The 14,147-nt window shown below is 69.7% G+C and carries 13 protein-coding genes and 1 pseudogene; 9 read left to right on the top strand and 5 right to left on the bottom strand.

All coding sequences use genetic code 11. From position 1 onward, the window contains the following. Positions 1 to 123: 123 nt before the first annotated feature. Positions 124 to 744, bottom strand: coding sequence for a DUF4956 domain-containing protein (locus ABD743_RS14545; RefSeq protein WP_344722571.1), 621 nt, complete (start codon positions 742 to 744; stop codon positions 124 to 126). 462 nt (positions 745 to 1,206) lie between these two features. Here ABD743_RS14545 and ABD743_RS14550 point away from each other — a divergent pair, with 462 nt between their 5' ends. From ABD743_RS14550 to ABD743_RS14570, 5 genes are all read left to right on the top strand, one after another. After that, positions 1,207 to 1,503 (top strand): hypothetical protein, encoded by a 297-nt coding sequence (locus tag ABD743_RS14550; RefSeq protein ID WP_344722572.1) that lies wholly within the window; start codon positions 1,207 to 1,209, stop codon positions 1,501 to 1,503. Positions 1,504 to 3,035: 1,532 nt separating this feature from the next. After that, positions 3,036 to 3,254 carry a ferredoxin gene (locus tag ABD743_RS14555; RefSeq protein WP_344722573.1) on the top strand — a complete coding sequence of 73 codons (219 nt, stop codon included), beginning with the start codon at positions 3,036 to 3,038 and terminating at the stop codon, positions 3,252 to 3,254. Then, positions 3,251 to 4,651 (top strand): NAD(P)/FAD-dependent oxidoreductase, encoded by a 1,401-nt coding sequence (locus ABD743_RS14560; RefSeq protein ID WP_344722574.1) that lies wholly within the window; start codon positions 3,251 to 3,253, stop codon positions 4,649 to 4,651. Before ABD743_RS14555 ends, ABD743_RS14560 begins: the two co-directional genes overlap by 4 nt. A 58-nt stretch (positions 4,652 to 4,709) precedes the next feature. Next, on the top strand, positions 4,710 to 5,960 hold the full coding sequence (locus ABD743_RS14565) for a cytochrome P450 (RefSeq protein ID WP_344722575.1): 1,251 nt from the start codon (positions 4,710 to 4,712) through the stop codon (positions 5,958 to 5,960). Between the two features lie 24 nt (positions 5,961 to 5,984). Beyond that, entirely contained in the window at positions 5,985 to 7,028 is a 1,044-nt protein-coding gene (locus ABD743_RS14570; RefSeq protein WP_344722576.1) for an NAD(P)-dependent alcohol dehydrogenase, read from the top strand. A gap of 177 nt (positions 7,029 to 7,205) precedes the next feature. On the opposite strand, the gene ABD743_RS14575 is transcribed toward ABD743_RS14570, so the two are convergent. Then, positions 7,206 to 7,466 (bottom strand): hypothetical protein, encoded by a 261-nt coding sequence (locus ABD743_RS14575; RefSeq protein ID WP_344722577.1) that lies wholly within the window; start codon positions 7,464 to 7,466, stop codon positions 7,206 to 7,208. 172 nt (positions 7,467 to 7,638) lie between these two features. Beyond that, positions 7,639 to 7,761 carry a hypothetical protein gene (locus ABD743_RS14580; protein WP_344722578.1) on the bottom strand — a complete coding sequence of 41 codons (123 nt, stop codon included), beginning with the start codon at positions 7,759 to 7,761 and terminating at the stop codon, positions 7,639 to 7,641. A 169-nt stretch (positions 7,762 to 7,930) separates the two neighbouring features. Between ABD743_RS14580 and ABD743_RS14585 the strand changes: the two genes are divergently transcribed. Next, positions 7,931 to 8,881, top strand: a complete 951-nt coding sequence (locus tag ABD743_RS14585) for an ATP-dependent DNA ligase (protein WP_344722579.1) — start codon at positions 7,931 to 7,933, stop codon at positions 8,879 to 8,881. A gap of 73 nt (positions 8,882 to 8,954) precedes the next feature. Here the strand turns inward: ABD743_RS14585 and ABD743_RS44495 are convergent. Together ABD743_RS44495 and ABD743_RS14590 are read right to left on the bottom strand one after the other, a co-directional pair. Continuing rightward, a pseudogene (locus tag ABD743_RS44495) lies at positions 8,955 to 9,260 on the bottom strand (MerR family transcriptional regulator); the annotation flags it as partial. A gap of 223 nt (positions 9,261 to 9,483) precedes the next feature. Continuing rightward, positions 9,484 to 9,930 (bottom strand): thioredoxin family protein, encoded by a 447-nt coding sequence (locus ABD743_RS14590; protein ID WP_344722580.1) that lies wholly within the window; start codon positions 9,928 to 9,930, stop codon positions 9,484 to 9,486. A 625-nt stretch (positions 9,931 to 10,555) separates the two neighbouring features. Here ABD743_RS14590 and ABD743_RS14595 point away from each other — a divergent pair. The 3 genes from ABD743_RS14595 to ABD743_RS14605 all read left to right on the top strand — a co-directional run bounded on the left by ABD743_RS14595 (position 10,556) and on the right by ABD743_RS14605 (position 14,103). Continuing rightward, on the top strand, positions 10,556 to 11,611 hold the full coding sequence (locus ABD743_RS14595) for a coiled-coil domain-containing protein (protein ID WP_344722581.1): 1,056 nt from the start codon (positions 10,556 to 10,558) through the stop codon (positions 11,609 to 11,611). A gap of 578 nt (positions 11,612 to 12,189) precedes the next feature. After that, complete coding sequence (locus tag ABD743_RS14600) at positions 12,190 to 13,026, top strand: oxidoreductase (RefSeq protein ID WP_344722582.1); 837 nt, start codon at positions 12,190 to 12,192, stop codon at positions 13,024 to 13,026. Positions 13,027 to 13,179: 153 nt separating this feature from the next. Beyond that, positions 13,180 to 14,103, top strand: a complete 924-nt coding sequence (locus ABD743_RS14605) for an LLM class flavin-dependent oxidoreductase (RefSeq protein WP_344722583.1) — start codon at positions 13,180 to 13,182, stop codon at positions 14,101 to 14,103. Positions 14,104 to 14,147: the final 44 nt, after the last annotated feature.

Here is a 14,147-nt window from a genome sequence, read left to right on the forward strand (position 1 = left end):
GCCCCGCCCGGCGGCGACGGCCGGGGGCCACCGGCGCAGCCGGCCACCGCAGCCGACATGGCCAGCGCGACGAGTGCGACGACCGGCCGCAGCACCACCCGCCGTGCTCATCGACCCGACGGGTCACACACCCTCCCGGACCTCATTCGTCCTCTGCAGTGGCGGCTCGATGACGCCGTGCCCCGGCTGCAGCCGCACGTCGATGACCATGTGGCCGTCGATCAGGTCGATCTCGGTGATCTCCTGGTAGGCCACTCGCCCACCGAGCTTGCGCTCGAGCTCGGCAACCAGCGCCGCCTCGTTCGTGTATACCCCTTCGAGCTTAACGTCCATGCGCCGGGAGCGATCGCGCAGCGGCTTGCAGTCGACGCCGAGCACGACCAGCAACAACACGACGTTCATCGCCACGGTCAACCCGCGGTCCTCCAAACCCAAACCGTTGAGCAGACCCAGAACCAGCGCGAGGAAGTAGTACCCCACCTCCTGCTGGCTCACGCGGCCCGCCTGCAGCCGAATGATCGAGAGGATCGCGAACAGGCCGAAGCCCACCGCGATCTCTATTCGCACCTTGGTGAGCACCGACATCGTCACGAAGACGCCGATGTTCAGTGCGGAGTAGGACAGGAGCAGGTCCGTGCGCCAATGGCGGCGGAAGTACAGGACGTAGGTCATCAGGAAGAGGGCCACCAGGTCGATAACGAGGGACGTCCCGATGCCGCCGTATCTGTTCAGTAGGTCCTGCATTGTCGACTCCCGAGGTAGGGTCCTTCACCCGCTGTAGAACCGGAGATCTGAGGGGCTGCTCCGCGCCTTCTTGGCGTGATGCCCTGCGCGTACGTATCCGGCAGCCCTTGCCCGCTGGATCGTTTCGATCCTCGACCGTCTTAATGTTCTGCTTCATGTGTCGGAGTACCGTGTCAAAGGTGCTCGTGTGAGATGTACACCGTCCCTCCCCGATTGAAAAGCGTGGGCCGTCGGTGAGTGGCGCTGGGACCGACGGTCGCGCATGGGGCACGTCGGTCGCGCCCGTCGACGACCCTGGCCGGTCCCTGGTGTCGCCCTGCCGAATCTGGCCGGTACCTTCCGCAATCACCCTGCGGCTCGCCAGACGCCGCGGCGCACTCCTCCTCGCAGCCTCACCCGCCGTATCCGCGCCTCTCAGCTCAGCGCTAGTGGGGCAGCTTCGCGCACACGGTGCTGGCGGACATGCGCGCGGCTGCGTCGTTCGACCCACCGGACCGGATCTTCGAGGTGGGTCTGCAGGCGGCGCACGCGGCCGGGCTGGTCGGGCGGCGCCGGGTGCTGGATTCGACCACTCTGTATGACGCGGTGGCCACGATGGCCACCGTGACGTTGATCCGCTCGGCGGTGCGTGGCCTGCCCGCCGCCGCCGACGCCGACCTGGCCGCGCCGCTGCGGGCGGCGCTGAGCAGCAGGGACGACTACGCCGGCAACGGCAAGCCGCAGATCGACTGGGACGAGGGGCCGCCCGTGAGGAATTGATCGACTCCCGGGCCCGGGACGGGTATGAGCTGCAGGACGTGCTGGATGGCCGCGAGCTCGCCGAGGCGGTGGAGCAGGCGGCGACGCTGCTGGCCACGGTGCTGGGCCAGGATCTGGAGCAGGGCCCGGACAAGGTGTTCCGGATTGCGCGGCGGGTCGCGCGCGACCGGGTGATCTCCACTGTGGACCCTGGTGCCTGGCACGGGCACAAGACCTCCGCGCGCGGGTTCGACGGCTACAAGGGCCACATCGCGGTGGACCTGGACTCGGAGATCATCACCCGCGACCACGGCCACCCCGGGCAACGCCAGCGACGGCGCCGTCGGGGCGAGCAGGGGCATCACCCCAGCGCGGCGAGCAGGGGCATCACCCCGGCGGGACGGGTGGAGGTCGCCCGCAGCCGCCGCGGCCGGCGGCGGGACGCCAGGCCTTGCCCGGCTGGCCCTGCGCGGACATCAGCACACGATCGCGCAGCTGCCGGACCGGGTTATCGGCTGGAGCGTGCAGGCCCCGGCCCGCCAGGCCGCCGAGCGCGACGAGGAAAAGATCGCCGGCTGAACGGACGAACGGTAGCCGGCGATCAAGGGATGGCGGCGGACCTGGGCGCCTGCCAGTGCTTCGAGGACGAGGCGGGCCACGGGCTGAGGCCGCCCAAGGGCCGCACCACGGGCCGGCACGGGTCGCCCCTCGGTGGTGCGGGTGACCGTCGCGGGCGCCAAGCGGGTCTCGCTGGCTGTGCTGGTGTGCATCAAGCCGGGACAGCGCCCGCGGCTGATCTACCGCACGCACGTGGACCGCGGCCGGCGCACCGACTACGTCATGCAGGTCGCGCCCGGGCTGTCCGCGACGCATTTCCGGCCAAGGCTTTCGTCTCGGGTTGGGCCGCGGGGATGACCGTGCCCCTCCGTGCGCTGATGGTGCTGTCAGACGCGCTTCGCCCGGCGCTTGCGCCAGCGGCTCGTCATCAACACGCTTTTCATGATCAGCTGTGTCGGGACAAGCATTCGGACCCCAAGGGTCGACAGGGGGTCAGTTTCGAAGGCGCCGTCGACGCCGCCGTCTGGAGCATTGACATCGCCACCTGCGTATGGACCGGCGAGTGGGCCGAACATCACTCGACTAGGCGATCGACCGTCCTTCCCGGCGCCACTCTTTTGTACCTCATATGGGGCGAGCTGGGGCCGTCCGAGGGACGCATTTGCCGTCACCGCTCGCCCACCTGGACAGCCCGGGGCAGACGGGTGACGACCGGTCGACAGTCGCGGGATCTTGGCCGGTTGGCGGGGGGATCCGCGGCGAGGAGACTGCCCCTGCTCGGCTGTGGTGGCCGGGGGAGCGACGTATTGCAGATGGCCATGAACTCGAGATCCCGGCGGTCGCGGGCAGCGCGACCTTGAGAGGCGTGCTCGGCTGGGGCGATGAGGTGGCGGTCCAGCCGGGTCACGTGGCGCAGGGCCGAATTTCCGCCAAGCCGGATGACCGCGTCAATGGTCGCTATGCGACGGAAGGCGTGGAGGGGAAGGGGTCTACCTATGCGGATCGTTGTGGACCTGAATCGATGTCAGGGATACGCGCAGTGCGTGTTTCTGGCCCCCGAGTTTTTCAGATTGAGCGGTGAGGAGGCGCTTACCTACGAGCCGAACCCCGATGACGCGCGGCGCTTGCACGTTGAGCGAGCCGTAGCGGCCTGCCCGGTGCAAGCGATCGTGATCGACCGCCTGGACGGTGCGGAGCGGAGTGTGACGTCATGACCATGCGGGCAACGCTCACGGAGTTGGTGCGCGACTTCAAGGCCAACGGCCGGATAGTCATCGTCGGCGCCTCCCTGGCGGGACTGCGGGCCGCGGAAGCCTTACGCGAGGAGGGCTTCAGCGGGCCTCTGACCATCATCGGGGACGAGCCATATGAGCCCTACGACCGTCCCCCGCTGTCCAAGCAGGTACTCAAAGGCTGGGTGCCGGCCGACCACACCCAGCTGCCCCGCTTGCGGGCACTGGATGCGGAGTGGCGGCTCGGGGTGGCCGCCACCGGGTTGGACCGGGCCACCAAGCAGGTGCGCTTGGCCAATGGCGATCAGGTCCCGTACGACCGGTTGCTGATCGCCACGGGGACCCGCGCCCGGCAGTGGCCCAACCCGACCGAGGCCGCCCTGGAAGGGGTGTACACGCTGCGCTCGCGTGATGACGCCGCCCGGCTACAACAGGCGCTGGCCGCGCGGCCGTCGCGGGTCCTGATCATCGGTGCCGGGTTCATCGGCTCGGAGATGGCCTCCGTCTGCCGGGAACTCGATATCCCGGTGACCGTCGCCGAGCGGGGCTCGGCGCCGCTGGTGGGCGCGCTCGGCGGGGTGATCGGCGAGATCGCCGCGGAGATGCACCGCGACCACGGCGTGGACCTGCGCTGCGGGGTGGGTGTGTCGTCGCTGGAGGGCGACGTGAGCGGGCACGTGCGGGGCGCTCGGCTCTCGGACGGGACCACCATCGAGGCCGACGTGGTGGTGGCCTCGCTGGGCTCGATCCGCAATGTGGAATGGCTGGAGGGCTCCGGGCTGGCGGCCGGCTTCTGGGGCGTCGGCTGCGACGCCGGCGGTCGCGCCTTCGACATCAACGCCGTGGTGACCGACAGCATCTATGTGGCCGGCGACGTGGCGCGCGCGCCCCACGTGCTCTACGAGTACCAGTTCCTCGCGATGGAGCACTGGGACAATGCCGTTTTCGGCGCCAAGGTCGCGGCCCACAACATGGTGAACCTTGAGCCCGACTACCACCCGCATCTGTTGCTGCCCGGCTTCTGGTCCGGCCAGTTCGGCGTCAACATCAAGTCAGTTGGCGTGCCGCCCTTCGGCGACGAGATCGTCTTCACGCAGGGGTCCGTCGAGAAGCGCCGCTTCGCCGCCGCCTACGGTCGCCGGGGTCGCATCGTCGCCGCCGTCACCTTCAATCACGGCAAGTGGCTGGAGTACTACGGGCGGCTGATCGAGCACTCGGCTCCGTTCCCGCCCCCGCCGCCGGGCTGGGATCGGCCCGACGACATGAAGCCGATCCCGGCCGAGTTCCCGGAGCCGGGTGTCCCGACCGCGATACCCGACGTTGTGTTGACCGGCCACGACCCGAGCGAGCGGAGCGCCGAGTTCCGGCCTCGACACTGACACGCCGCTCGGAATCACACCTGTAACCGGAGAACACAACAGGAAGCAGGGCAGCATCATGGCCGAGGAAACCCCCTGGCAGCAGGTCCTCCGTTACGCCAACCGTGCCAATCCGTATCCGCTCTACGCCGAGCTCCGCAAGACCCCGGTGGCGCGGCAGCCGGACGGCACCTACGTCGTCAGCACCTACGGCGAGATCGTCGAGTTGCTCCACGACCCCCGGGTCAGCTCGGATGTCACAAAGCGTCCGGTCGCGGTCCCGGCCGAGCAGGGGCACGAGACGATTACCGAGGTCGTTCTGGATCCGAACATCATCACCTCTGACCCACCCGAACATGATCGAGATCGCGGCATGATGATGCGGCACTTCTACGGCCCGCCGGATTCGCCTCACCTGATCTCTGACCTGGAGCCCGAGATCCGCCGTATCGTCGCCGGCCTCCTCGACAAGCTGCAGGGCAAAACCCGGATCGACGTCGTCGACGAGTTCGCCTACCCCCTGCCGGTGACCGTGATCTGCAAGATCCTGGGCGTGCCACTGGAAGACGAGCGGCGCTTCCACGCCTGGATCCAGACCGCCCTGGAAGGCTTCGACCTTGGCCCGGAGTTCGCCTCCGAGGAGATACAGCGCCAGGTGGAAGGGGGTCGCCAGAGCGTGCAGGAGTTCGGGCAATACATCACCGGGCTGCTCGACCACTACGCCGAACAACCCGGCGCGGGCATGCTCTCGGCGATGGTGCACGACGAAGGCCCGGAAGGGCGCATGTCCCAGGGCGCGCTCGTCAGCAATGCCGTGCTCCTGCTCTTCGCCGGGCATGAAACCACGGTCAACCTGATCGCCCACAGCGTGCTCACCCTGCTGCGGCACCCCGACGCGCTCGAGAAGCTGCACCGCCGGCCCGAGCTGATCGTGCCCGGGGTCGAGGAGCTGCTGCGCTTCGAGTCGTCGGTCCAGTTCTGGCACACCCGCTCTGCCCTCGAGGACATCGAGATCGCGGGCACCACCATCCCGAAGGGCGCGCCGATCTTCCTGGTGTACGGCTCGGCGAACCGCGACCCGGAACGGTTCACGAACCCCGACCAGCTCGACCTCGAACGCCCCGACAACCAGCACCTGGGCTACAGCCAGGGCATTCACTTCTGCTTCGGCGCTCCGCTCGCCCGGCTCGAAGTCCAGGCCGCGGTCGGCGAGTTCGTCCGTCGCGTGGAGAACCCCAGGCTCGTCGTCGACCCGCCGCCGTACCGCCACAACCAGATTTTCCGCGGCCCCCGCCATCTCCTGGTCGACATCGACGGGATCCGCGGCTGACACAGCTTGCGGAAAGGATTCGCTATGCGGGCTTTCCAACTCATCGAATGGCAAAAACCGCCCGAGCTGCGCGAGGTGCCGGTGCCCGAGCCCGCGCCCGGGCAGGTCCTGGTGAAGGTTGCGGGCGCCGGCGCCTGCCATTCCGACCTGCACATCATGCAGGCATCCCCGCCCGCGCCCGGAGACGGAGTCAGGCTGCCTTTCACGCTCGGCCATGAGAATGCGGGGTGGGTGGAGACGCTGGGACCGGGGGTCACCGGGTTGGCGCCGGGGGACCCCGTGATCGTCTACGGTCCCTGGGGCTGCGGGCTGTGCACCAACTGCCGGGAGGGCCGGGAGAACTACTGCCAGAAGACCGGCGGTCTGGGCGGGGGCCTGGGCAGTCACGACGGCGGAATGGCCGAGTACCTGCTGGTCCCGGCGTCGCGATTCCTGCTCCCGCTGGGCAGCCTCGATCCGCGCGTGGCCGCCCCGCTCAGCGACGCGGGACTGACCAGCTATCACGCCGTGAAGCGGTCACTGCACCTGCTGGGGCCGGGCTCGACCGCGGTGGTGATCGGGGCTGGCGGTCTGGGCCAGATGACCATCCAGATTCTGCGAGCGCTCAGCGCGGCGACCACCGTCGTCGCCGTGGACACCGCCGCCGACAAGCTGGAGATCGCCAAACGCATGGGCGCAGACGAGGCACTGCTGTCAGGTGACCAGGCGGTCACGCGCATTAGGGATATGACGCAGCGGCAGGGCGCTGAACTCGTGCTGGACATGGTCAGCATAGACCAGACCTTGCGAATGGCTGCTCAGATGGCCCGGGTGCTTGGCCACCTGACCATCGTCGGTCTCGGCGGCGGAGCCCTACCGGTCAACTTCTCGAACCCGCCGCACGAGTGTTCCGTCGCCTCGCCCTACTGGGGCTCCATCCCCGAGCTCATGGAAGTGATCACCCTTGCCCAGCAGCAAAAGATCAAAATCCTGGTCGAGCACTTCCCTCTGGAACGCGCCGGCGAGGCCTACCAGCTCCTGCACGACGGCAAGATCCAAGGACGCGCGGTCATCACCCCCATCCCGTGAGCACCGCCATCAGCCGATCGGGGCCTCCGAAGGCGCCATTCACCCGTCGCGAACCGGACCGCGCCCCGGGCGGCCGACCCCGACTGCCTCCTGGCGGGCTGAGGACACACGGCCGGGCGGCATCTCGGCACGCCGCAGCTGGTAGGCCGCAAGATCCCCGTCCGCCCTCGCCCGTCATCACGCGTGGGGCTGCATCTCCCGCCGCATCGCGTCGGCGAGTCCCCGGACAGCGCGGCGCACCCCCACCGGAACGGGCCTGCCGTTGCCCAGCTCGATCGCCACGGCCTGCAGAACAGCGGACACCTGGCCGGCCACGACCCGAGAGGTGATCCCGGGATAGCCATCGACGAGCTCGGCGATCAAGTGGAGTGCCCGGGACTCTGCGGCCTCACGATCGCCCGCCGGCCGGTCCCGGTCGTACCTGCTGTTGCTTCCCATGGCGGTGCCCTCGCTCGTCGAGACAGATGGGCCGCGGGGGAAGCACGGCGAGGCGGAAGTCTACGTGTCGACGCGCGCGAAGCCGCGGCGCTGGAGGAACTCCACCGAGTGGTTCGTCACCCGGCGACCAACACCAGCCGCGCCGGCGGAGGCGCAGGCCGGTATGGGTCCGTCACCAGCTCCCCGTTGACCTCCACCCGGCCAGCCCGCAGGTGCTCCTCCGCCGCTCCAGGCTCCACCCGGCGGCGAGGAGACGGTCCACGACGGTGATCGTGTCGGCGCTGGCACTGGACATGACGGCCATCCTGCTCCGCCGACTTCGACATCGGGGCAGCTTCGCAAACTCGCTGGAGTGACGCCGTTCCGACGGCGCGCGGCCCACGACCCACCTAACGCCTGCAAGATCGCCCTATGCGGAGAGTCCGCCGCAGGTCAGCGCGCTGTGACCTGCATATCGTCCCGAGGTGCTCCGCCCGCCCGTGCAGCCGATGGTCGCCCGACCAGCGTTGGACCTGCCCGCAGCAGGGCCGTGGGCGTTCGAGCCTAAGTTCGACGGGTTCCGCGCGATCGCCACCGCGGACCGGCGGCGCGTGCGGCTGCACTCCCGCCAGAACCGACCCCTCACCCGCTACTTCCCTGAGATCGTCGCCGCCATCGCCGACCAGTTCGCCGGCCACGTCGTGTTCGACGGCGAACTCGTCGTGTGCCGGACTGCTGGACTGGACTTCATGGCGCTGCAGCGCCGCCTCACCGCCACACGCCAGGCCGCCACCGAAGCGCCCGCCACCTTCGTCGTGTTCGACGTCCTCGCTGCAGGGGGCACCGACCTGCGCACCCACCCCTACCGGATCCGCCGCGCGCTACTCCTGCAGCTGCTCGATGGCACCGCGCCGCCGCTCGCGGTCGTGCCCATGACCACCGACGGCGAGGCCGCCCGCGCATGGCTCACTGGGCACCTCGACGCCGGGATCGAGGGCGTCGTCGCGAAGCGGCTTGATCACGGCTATCTACCGTCACGGCGCGCCTGGCGGAAGGTCAAGACCAGAACCAGTGCGGAGGCGATCGTGGGCGGCGTCCTGGGCCCGCTCACCACACCGGTCGCGCTGGTCCTCGGCCGCCGTGACAAGGCTGGGCGCCTGCGGGTGGCCGGGCGCACCGGCCCGCTCCCACGCGCCGCCCGATCAGCCCTCGGCGCCCTGCTGCGCACCCCCGACGAGCAGCACCCCTGGCCACCAGTACTACCCCCGGCGAGGTTTGGAGACGCCGCCCCCGTCGAGTACACGCGAGTAGAGCCGACCGTCGTCGTGGAGCTCGCCGTCGACGCAGCGGTCGACACCGTGCGCGGCCGGCCCGTCTGGCGGCACCCAGCCACCTTCCGCCGAGTCCGCCACGACCTACAAGTCGACGACCTGTAAGCACCTGGCCCTGATGCAGGCATGTGCAGTGCGTGGGGTTGTCGCAGCGCGCCTGCACGATCTGGAGCAGCCCGTCGCGGATCCGGGCGAGATCCGCCATGCAGGCCACAACCTCGGCGACCTTCGCTCGGGCCCGCTCCTGCAGATCCGGGGTCGGGTGTTGCCGCCGACCGGCGTCGAGCAGTTCGGCCACCTCGTCGAGGGTGAACCCGAGCCGCTGCGCGGACTTCACCACACGCAACAACGCAACCGCGTCCTCGTCGTACTCGCGGTACCCGCCCAGCGTCCGACGAGGCTCGGGCAGCAGGCCTCGGCGCTCGTAGTAGCGCAACGTCTGCAGGTTCACCCCGGCCGCCTTAGCCAGCTGTCCGGACCTCATCACCGGCTCCTTCACACCCGCGCTGCGTACGCGGCCTCCGCCTGCCCCGTGAGCCCATCCAGCACCACGACCCGACTCACCGGCACTCGCACATCCACCCCCAGCTCGCCATCGCCACTTTGGACATCGAAGTCACGACGCCTCCCGCGCGGTCAAGTCATGCGCCCTGGCCTCGACACCCTCGCCGTTATCGAGTCGCAGCCGTAGCCACCACCGGCTCCTCTCAGCGCAATCCCCGAAGCGACGCGAACAGATCGTCGAGCTCCGCCAGCCGGGTCGGTTGCTCAGCCGTCGACAGCGTGCACGCATCAACAGGCACCCACGCCAGCTCCGACCGAGCACCATCCACACGGCCGGTGGCCTGCTCGAACGAACCCCGCAACACCGCCTCCGGCTGGGCACCCACCACGGTCGCCACCTGCTGGCCGCCATCCACGACAAACAGCGTCGGCGTCGACGACACCCCAGACCGCTCCGCCAACTCGGCCCACTCGTCCGCGTTGACCTGCACGAACTTCACCGACGCCACGAACTCCGCAGCTAGGTGATCCAGGACCGGCGTCACACGCCGGCAATCGCCACACCAGGTCGCGAATAACTCCACGACCACCGGCACCGAAGATGCCCCCACCTCACGATCGAACGTCTCCCCGGTGACCATCACCGCCATCTCGCCACCTCCGCAGCGCCGTTGAGAACCCGACACCACGTCGCTAAGCCTGTACCCAGGTACAACCCGGCCGTCGCCACGGCGCAGCGAAGAGCTCCCCACAGGGCGTCGGCCGTTTATGCGTGGCCAGCTCTTCGGTCGGAGCGGCGGTGGAGGGTCCGCCGGACCATCCCGAGTTGGACGGCCAGCAGCAAGGGTCGCCGTGCACAAGGGCAGAGCAGGTCTGCGGCGCGGACCGCGTTCGCGCCTGCGTGTGCACTGAGCCGCTATCGAGTGCACCGAGCCAGGTCATGTTCGGCCAGCGGTGACGTGGGGCGTCGCCGACCCGGAACCACGACTGCCAATCGTGGCAGGGCCGCATCACCTTTCCTGCGTCAGGCATCAGGTAGCCCGGCCTTTGCACCAGCTCACTGCGCCGGCATCACCTCCGCTGCGCCAGGACAGCTCGCCAACTCCACTGAGAATTCGCCAACTGCAGTGAGAGCCGACACCCACCTCCCAGTTTCTGGCGCCATCCAGTCCACTGACACCAACAAAACACAGGTTTCGTTGGTGGATGCTTCAGTTCTAAGTACGTCGAACCGGTTTTCAAGTTGTCGAACGTCGAACTGATAGCCTCCGGATCATGATCGACGAGGCCGCACGCTGCGGCTACAGCAAGTGCCGGGCAGAGCTGCCGCCGCCCGGTCCTCAGGGCGGCCGGCGCCGCTCGTTCTGCCGGGAGACCCGGTGGCCCGGTGGCCGTACCTGCGCGCAGATGGCCCGCGCCGAGCGCGATGCGCTCGACGCACTGGGCCTCGACTCGGGGCGCTCCTCGTTCCGGCTCGACGCCGACCGGCTGCGTGAACACGTGGACGCCGTGCGCGCGCCCGTCACTGAACTGGCCGCCGCGCTGGATGCCGTCATGGCGCGGTTGGAGGAGGTGGAGGGCGCTGCCCTGACCGCTGTCGAGGCCGCCAACCGAGGTGCGGCCGAGGCCGAGGCCGCGCGGGTCGAGGCGCAGCAGGCGCGAGAGCGGGCCGAGCGTGAGACCCGTGAGGCGCGTGAGCGGAGCGCCCGGGCGGTCGAGGAGCGCACGGCCGCCGTGGAACGGGCGACGGCCGCCGCCCGACAGGCGCTCGAAGCCACCGAGGCGCTCGGCGCGGCGCGTCAGGCCGTCGAGGAGGCAGTTGCGAGCCGCCAGGCCGCGGAGGAACGGGCCGCCGCGGCTGCCCGCCAGACCGCCGAAGCCGAACGAGGAGCGCAGGAGGCAGCGGTGCGAGCCGGGCGGGCCGACGCCGAGAACGCCGCGGCGCAGGCACGGTCACAGGAGTGGCGGGCGGAGTCCGAGGAACGCCGCGCCGAACTCGTCGCCGTCCGCGCCGAACTGAGCGCCTGCGCGAGTGCCCGCGACGACGCCAGCCGCAGGGCCACGGCAGCCACCGCCGCCCTGGCCGGCGAGCAGGAGGCTCGGCAGCGGGCGGAGCGGGAGCTGACCGGCGCCCGTGCGCGGCTGGACGCCGAGGCGGCGCTGCGGGCGCGGGCGGATGTCGAGCTCGAACGGATGCGCGATGAGGTCGAGCAAGCCCGATCCGATGCCCGGCAGGCGCGGGAGGATTTGACCGCCCTCCGCGAACAAGGCGCCAACGAGCTGCGAGCACTTGTCGCGGCAGTCCAAGGCGCAACCGTGAAGGACTCCTGACACTCCGCGCTACGACCGGCACGTTCGTCCACTAGGTCAGTACGACCGCGCCACTCGTCCACGCCGGTCTGACGCGCCGCCCCGGGCTCCTTCGGATGAGCGGCACTTTCGAGCGCTAGGTTCGTGCGAAAGTGCTGCTCGTCCAGCCTTGCCCGGCCAGCCCACAGCCGGCTGGCCCGCGGCCCAGCCCGGCCCGCGGCCCAGCCCGGCCCGACCCGCGGCCCGGCTCGGTCCGGCGGGCGGATCCTGCTGATCGAGCCCCATCGCACGAACGGCACCTTCATCCGATAGGTCAACGCGACAGTGCCGCTCGTTCGCATCGGTCGAGCCCACGGTCCCGTACCCCTTGTTGCGAGCGGCACCTTCATCCGCCAGGTTCGCGCCAGAGTGCCGCTCGTCCAGCCCGGTCCAGCCCCGCCCCGCCGGGCTCGCCGGGGCTGCCACAGCCCCGAGCCCATCGCACGAACGGCGCCTTCGTCCGCTTGGTCAGTACGACCATGCCGCTCGTTCAGCTTGGGATCGGCGGGGGACGGGGAGGGGCTGGGATCGGCTTCGGTGGGGAGGCGCAGGATGGCGGTATGACCCAACTCCGCTGGTTCATCACGGGCGCCTCTACCGGGTTCGGCCGCACCCTTGCCGAGACCCTGCTCGAGCAGGGTGATCAGGTCGTGGCCACCGCGCGTAAGCCCGAGACGGTCGCCGATCTCGTGGAGCGCCACCCCGGAGCCGCACTGGCCCTGCCCCTCGACGTGACCGACCCCGCGCAGATCAATGCTGCGGTCTCGGCCGCGGTGGACAGCGGCGGCATCGACGTACTCGTCAACAACGCGGGCCACGGCCTCCTCGGAGCGCTGGAAGAGCTGACCGACCAGCAGATCCACGAGGTGCTGGGGGTGAACCTGTTCGGGGCGCTGGCCGTCACGCGTGCCGTGCTGCCCCACATGCGGGCTCGCCGAAGCGGCCACATCGTGCAGATGTCGTCGGTCGGCGGTGTCGTCGCCAACCCGGGCCACGCCGTCTACGCCACTTCGAAGTTCGCGCTGGAAGGGGCCTCCGAGGCACTCGCCGGTGAGGTCGCACCGTTCGGGATCCGGGTGACGCTCGTCGAGCCGGGCCCGTTCCGTACGGATTTCCTGGGCCGGTCGCTCGGGTGGGCCACTCCGATCGAGGACTACGCGGACGGTCCCGCGGGGACGCTGCGGAACCGGTTCTCGACGGGGCACGGGCAGCAGCCCGGCGACCCCGCACTGGCATGCCAGGCGATCATCGGGGTGGTGCGCGACGGGTCGGCGCCGCTGCGGTTGCCGCTGGGGCAGGCGGCTGTCGAGCGCATCCGCGACAAGCTGCAGCGCCAGCTGACCGATCTCGAGGCCTACGCAGACCTCGCCATCTCGACCGACCGCCCGGTGGACTGAATCACGCACATGTTCGTGAATTGACCGCATCAGTCGGTGTGCGGCTTCGTTGATGTCCTCCGAGTGCGCTGACGCCTGTAGTTATCGGGAAAGTCGCTGGTCACAGGCCATGTTGATGACAGCGGTGTGAATCTCAAAATAAGACCCTGAAAGGTGATCGGATGCGAATCGGTCTCGGCCTGCCCCATTACGGCGCGCTGGCCACCGTCGATTCTCTCGTCGAGGTCAGCAGAGCCGCCGAAGCCGTGGGGTACGACAGTCTGTGGACGGGGGACCGCCTCTTCATCCCGGTCGAGCCGAGCGATCCCTACCCGAGCCAGGGCGGCGATTCCTCCCGAGTTCGGCACGTACCTCGACCCACTCACCGCGCTGACGTTCGCGGCCGCCCACACCGAGCGGGTCCGACTGGGCACGAGCACGCTCAACGCCCTCTGGTACCCGCCGGTGATCCTCGCCCGGACATTGACCACCCTCGACATCCTGAGCAAGGGGCGGGTCGACGCCGGTTTCGGCATCGGCTGGATGCGCGATGAGTACACGGCCGTCAACGTCCCGTGGACGGGCAAGGCAGCACGGCTGGAAGAGACGCTGGACCTGCTGGAGCAGATCTGGACCTCCGCGGTGGTGCAGCACGACGGCCCGCTGTTCACGGTCGTCCCGACGCCGATCGAGCCGAAGCCCGTGCAGCGGCCCCACCCGCCGATCCTGCTCCCCGGCTTCTCGCCGCAGGCCATCCGCCGCGTCGGGCGCCGGGCGGACGGGTGGCTCGGCGTCGGCGCTCCGCTGCCGGCGCTGTCCTACCTCTGGGAAAGCGTCCGGCGGGAGGCCGACACGGCCGGGCGCGATCGTGGCGACATCCGGTTCATCGTGCGGATCAATCCCCACCTGAGCGACGAGAAGGCCGACGCCGAGCAGGTTCCCCATCAAGGCACGATGGCCCAGCTCGTCGACTACACCCGGTCACTGGTGGACCTGGACGTCGACGAGGTGTTCATCGACCTCGGGCAGACCACCACGACCAGCGCCGAGGTATTGGATCACGCCGGCGCCTTCATCGACGGCGTGCGCGCCGGCTAGGCCACCAGGCGGCAGCCGTTCACCTCAGCGGGTGACGGGGGCCG

The organism is Pseudonocardia yunnanensis (assembly GCF_039534065.1).
GTDB lineage: Bacteria > Actinomycetota > Actinomycetes > Mycobacteriales > Pseudonocardiaceae > Pseudonocardia > Pseudonocardia yunnanensis.